Source organism: uncultured Porphyromonas sp. (genome assembly GCF_934359325.1).
Classification (GTDB): Bacteria; Bacteroidota; Bacteroidia; order Bacteroidales; family Porphyromonadaceae; genus Porphyromonas_A.
The window spans coordinates 1-4555 of the sequence record NZ_CAKRLH010000131.1; the positions used below are offsets into that span (position 1 = coordinate 1).

The 4555-nt window shown below is 53.8% G+C and carries 7 protein-coding genes and 1 pseudogene; all 8 read right to left on the reverse strand.

Annotation, left to right across the window (positions count from 1 at the left end; genetic code table 11):
- A pseudogene (locus Q0F21_RS05520) lies at positions 1–560 on the reverse strand (DNA-directed RNA polymerase subunit alpha); the annotation flags it as partial.
- 43 nt (positions 561–603) lie between these two features.
- Positions 604–1203, reverse strand: a complete 600-nt coding sequence (gene rpsD, locus Q0F21_RS05525) for a 30S ribosomal protein S4 (RefSeq protein WP_297130192.1) — start codon at positions 1201–1203, stop codon at positions 604–606.
- A 251-nt stretch (positions 1204–1454) separates the two neighbouring features.
- Positions 1455–1841: a 30S ribosomal protein S11 gene (gene rpsK / locus Q0F21_RS05530; protein ID WP_018106935.1), complete on the reverse strand. Its 387-nt coding sequence runs from the start codon at positions 1839–1841 to the stop codon at positions 1455–1457.
- Between the two features lie 18 nt (positions 1842–1859).
- Positions 1860–2240: a 30S ribosomal protein S13 gene (gene rpsM / locus Q0F21_RS05535; RefSeq protein WP_018106936.1), complete on the reverse strand. Its 381-nt coding sequence runs from the start codon at positions 2238–2240 to the stop codon at positions 1860–1862.
- A 116-nt stretch (positions 2241–2356) separates the two neighbouring features.
- A complete protein-coding gene (rpmJ, locus tag Q0F21_RS05540; protein WP_018106937.1) occupies positions 2357–2473 on the reverse strand; it encodes a 50S ribosomal protein L36 in 117 nt (38 codons plus the stop codon).
- Between the two features lie 171 nt (positions 2474–2644).
- On the reverse strand, positions 2645–2863 hold the full coding sequence (gene infA, locus Q0F21_RS05545) for a translation initiation factor IF-1 (RefSeq protein ID WP_025081668.1): 219 nt from the start codon (positions 2861–2863) through the stop codon (positions 2645–2647).
- Between the two features lie 77 nt (positions 2864–2940).
- Positions 2941–3741 (reverse strand): type I methionyl aminopeptidase, encoded by an 801-nt coding sequence (gene map, locus Q0F21_RS05550; RefSeq protein ID WP_297238146.1) that lies wholly within the window; start codon positions 3739–3741, stop codon positions 2941–2943.
- 28 nt (positions 3742–3769) lie between these two features.
- A partial coding sequence (locus Q0F21_RS05555; protein WP_297238147.1) for a SecY family transport protein occupies positions 3770–4555 on the reverse strand: 786 nt, incomplete at its 5' end.

Genomic DNA, 4555 nt, shown 5'->3' on the forward strand with positions numbered 1-4555 from the left:
TTCTCGACACTCATCTTGACATTGAGGATCGGGGTATAGATCGCATCGATGGCGATACGCTCCGGGTCGTCGAAGGACTCGGCAATATCGTCAGAGGAGACCCATCCACGACCCTTGTCGATGAAGAGCGTGAGATCAAAGGAGGCTGACTTATCGAGGTGGCAGATGATCTGCGACTTATTGAGCACCTCAAAATTGGTGAGCGGGGCGATGTCGCCGGCTGTCAATTGCTTCTTGTCCTTTCCACTGACCTTGATCGTCACCTGCTCATCGTCCTCACCCTGGATGATCTGCTTGAAGCGGACCTTCTTGAGATTAAGAATGATATTTGTCACATCCTCAACAACTCCGGGCACGGTGGCAAACTCATGTGCTACGCCGGAGATCTTGATGGAATTGATGGCAAAGCCCACGGGCGAGGAGAGGAGAATACGACGCAGAGCATTGCCGATGGTAAGACCGTATCCGGGCTCCAAGGGCTTGAAGTCTGCTCTCCCGTGTGTGGGTGTCGACTCCGTGAAGACCAGCTTGTCTGGTTTTTGGAATACTAGTAAAGCCATATCACTGCTATTAAATGACTCGAAAGTCGGAAAGGATCAATTATTACTTAGAGTACAGCTCGATGATAGACTGCTCTACGATATTCTCAGGAATATCGGCGCGCTCGGGCACGTGGAGGAAGGTACCTGCCTGTGCCGCACCATCCCAAGCGAGCCAGGAGTACTGGTTGTGTCCCAGACTCTGTACCGCCTCGCGGATGATCTCAAGATTCTTATCTCTCTCGCGTACGCCGACGACCTGACCGGGCTGTACGGAGTAGGAGGGGATGTCGACCACCTTACCGTCGACGATGATGTGGCGGTGATTGACGAGCTGACGAGCTGCAGCACGAGACTTAGCGAGACCGAGACGGAATACTACATTGTCGAGACGCTGCTCCAGCAACTGGAGGAGGATCTCGCCACGTACACCGGGCATACTGGAGGCCTTCTTGTAGTAGTTGCGGAACTGACGCTCCAGGACTCCATAGGTGTACTTTGCCTTCTGTTTCTCGCGCAGCTGATTACCATACTCGGATGCCCTACGGCGACGGGAGTTTCCGTGCTCTCCGGGAGGTGTTGTCTTCTTACTCTTGACATTGCCAAAGACAGGCTCGCCAAACTTGCGATTGACCTTAGCCTTAGGACCTGTATATCTTGCCATGACTTATCTATTACTATTATGTGTGGATTATATGAGATCGATCGGTGGGATCCTCCAAGGGATCAGCACAGTGCTGCGCGTCGTCCCTGTATCTATCACTCCGCCAGAGTGGCAGAGGCACCGGCTTACCGGAGGGTAAGGTGCGCGACTCCTACAGGGACATTTCTCTTATCTACACTATGCCATCACTTATCTATGAGGGACACCTGAGACGATGACACGAGGTCATCGATCGCTCTCGGATCTCATCATCAGGGTTTGCGACGCTTGGGAGGACGGCAGCCGTTGTGGGGCATGGGCGTCACGTCGATGATCTCCATCACCTCGATGCCGGCGTTATTGATCGTGCGGATGGCACTCTCGCGACCGTTACCGGGGCCCTGTACATAGACCGTCACCTTGCGGAGACCGGCGTCGTGAGCCTTCTTGGAAGCATCCTCGGCAGCCATCTGAGCGGCGTAGGGGGTGTTCTTCTTAGAGCTCCGGAAGCCCATCTTACCGGCAGAGGACTGGCTGATAGCCTGACCCTGGTTGTTGGTGAGGGTGATAATGATGTTGTTGAAAGAAGAGTGGATATGAGCCTGACCGATGGCATCGACCTGGACCTTCCTCTTCTTGGCTGTTTGATTCTTTGCCATAAACTATAGATGACCGTGTTACTTGGTCGCCTTCTTCTTATTAGCGACCGTCTTCCTACGTCCCTTGCGGGTACGAGCGTTGTTCTTGGTCTTCTGTCCACGTACGGGAAGACCGTTACGGTGTCTGATACCGCGGTAAGAACCGATATCCATGAGGCGCTTGATGTCCATCTGCTGCGTACTGCGGAGGTCTCCCTCTACCTTGTAATTGGCAGTGATGTACTCACGGATAGCGGCAGCCTGATCGTCTGTCCAGTCCTGGACCTTGGTCTCGCGAGGCACCTCCGTCTTGTCGAGGATAGTGCGAGCTGCGCTGCGGCCAATGCCATAGATGTAGGTCAGTGCGATCTGTCCCTGCTTGTCTTGCGGTAAGTCTACACCTACTATTCTTATAGCCATATATTATAAAAACGTAAATGAGTGGATGTGTCTTAGTAGACTAAGATACCATCTGCCCAAGATTGTCGTCCTCATAATCCATGGGATCACACTCTCGCGAGTGTGCCGCCATCGGATTACTTCTGACGCATCTTGAACTTAGGATTCTTTTTGTTGATGACGTAGAGGCGTCCCTTACGACGTACAAACTTGCAGTCGTCGTCACGCTTCTTGATGGAAACTTTGACTTTCATCTCTTTCTTCTATAGTCTCAGGCGGTGAGCGTCGTCGCCGCCAATAATTAGTGGTATGTATAGGTGGAGCTCGGCGTGATCCCAAGGGGATCCGTCCGGAGGCTCGGAGCTACATATAGGTCAAAATCGCCTATGCACAATAAGAGACTTCTCCGAGGTCGGACTGCCGGATCACTTGTACCGGTAGACGATACGCCCCTTAGTGAGATCATAGGGGGACATCTCCACCTTCACACGATCGCCGGGGAGGATGCGGATGTAGTGCAGCCGCATCTTGCCGGATATGTGTGCAGTGAGCTCATGTCCGTTGTCCAGCTCTACCTTAAACATAGCGTTGGACAGAGCCTCCATGATGACACCATCTTGCTCTATTGCTGGTTCTTTTGCCATTATGCTTTCTCCTTGTTGTGTTATGAAATGTATCTCTCAATGATAAGAAATCCTTACGACTCCTGCAAGCCCTCCCCTCAGAAGGTATCCCTGCCGATCACCTCGTAGATGTAGTCGAAGGTGCTCATCAGCTTGGCTCGTCCGTCGACCACAGCCATGCAGTGCTCGAAGTGAGCGGCCGGCTTGCGATCCTTAGTGCGGACTGTCCAGCCGTCGTAGCTGATGAAGACGTTCTTACTACCGAGGGTGATCATCGGCTCGATGCAGATGCAGAGTCCCTCCTCGATCATGGGACCGGTCCCGCGGTGACCATAGTTGGGTACATTGGGATCCTCATGCATGCCGCGTCCGATGCCGTGACCGACAAACTCGCGGACGACACCGTAGAACTTCGCCTCACAGTGCCTCTGCACCGCCTCGCCGATGTCTCCGATGTGCTTGCCTACCTCTACCTGGTCGATACCGAGGTAGAGCGCCTCCTTGGTCGTATTGAGCAGATCAGCCACCTTAGGATCTATCTCCCCTACCGGGAAGGTAAAGGCGCTATCGCCGATGAAGCCGTCCAGCTCCGTACAGAGATCTACCGTGATGATGTCTCCCTCCTGGAGGATAACGTCCGTGCTGGGGATACCATGGACGACGATCTCATTGACCGAAGCACAGATGCTCCCCGGGAAGCCCTCATATCCGAGACAGGCGGGGTAGCCTCCGTGGCTGATGATGAAGTCGTGCGCCACCTTATCCAGCTCTGCCGTACTGACCCCGGGTCGGATGTGCTTAGCCACCTCTGCGAGGGTGCGGCTATTGAGCTGATTGGCGAGATAGAGCTTATCGATCTCCTCTCGCGTCTTGAGGATAATGTGATTGCGACGGATCATCAGTGTAAGGTGTTTCTATCTCTCGAGATCAGTGGTACATATTACCGTTACGCCCCTTGATATGGGTCCCCTCGAGCAGTCCATCGTAGTGGTGCTGGAGGAGCATCCCCTCGATCTGCTGCAGTGTGTCGAGGACCACGCCGACCATAATGATCAGAGAGGTGCCGCCGAAGAACTGCGAGAACTGTGCGTCTATACCTGCGAGACGAGCAAAGGCGGGGAGGATGGCCACGATGGCGAGGAAGATGGCACCCGGTAGGGTGATCTTACTCATCACGTCGTCGATGTACTCCTTGGTCGCCTTACCGGGCTTGATGCCGGGGATAAATCCATTGGACCTCTTCAGGTCGTCAGCGATCTGACCGGGATTGATCGTCACAGCGGTGTAGAAGTAGGTAAAGAGGATGATCAGGAGGGCAAAGATGAAGTTGTACCAGAAGCCTTGTCCCTGCAGGAACTGCTGCCAGAAGTGGGACACGTTATTCCCGTAGCCGATAAAGGTCAGCGGGATAAACATGATCGCCTGGGCAAAGATGATCGGCATCACGTTGGCGGCATTGATCTTCAGCGGGATATACTGACGAGCACCACCATACATGCGGTTGCCGACGGTCCTCTTAGCGTACTGTACCGGGATACGACGTGTCCCCTGTACGAGCAGGATCGCACCTACGATCACGATGAGGAGGAGCAGGATCTCAAGGATAAAGACAAAGAGTCCTCCGGAGACGTTGAAGCGAAGTACAAACTCGCTCACCACTGCGGAGGGGAAGCGTGCCAGGATACCCACGAGGATGATGAAGGAGACGCCATT

Excerpts from the sequence above, each read along its gene's own strand:
- rpsD (WP_297130192.1), bottom strand. The coding sequence starts at position 1,203 with ATGGCAAGATATACAGGTCCTAAGGCTAAGGTCAATCGCAAGTTTGGC.
- rpsK (WP_018106935.1), bottom strand. The coding sequence starts at position 1,841 with ATGGCAAAGAATCAAACAGCCAAGAAGAGGAAGGTCCAGGTCGATGCC.
- rpsM (WP_018106936.1), bottom strand. The coding sequence starts at position 2,240 with ATGGCTATAAGAATAGTAGGTGTAGACTTACCGCAAGACAAGCAGGGA.
- rpmJ (WP_018106937.1), bottom strand. The coding sequence starts at position 2,473 with ATGAAAGTCAAAGTTTCCATCAAGAAGCGTGACGACGACTGCAAGTTT.
- infA (WP_025081668.1), bottom strand. The coding sequence starts at position 2,863 with ATGGCAAAAGAACCAGCAATAGAGCAAGATGGTGTCATCATGGAGGCT.
- map (WP_297238146.1), bottom strand. The coding sequence starts at position 3,741 with ATGATCCGTCGCAATCACATTATCCTCAAGACGCGAGAGGAGATCGAT.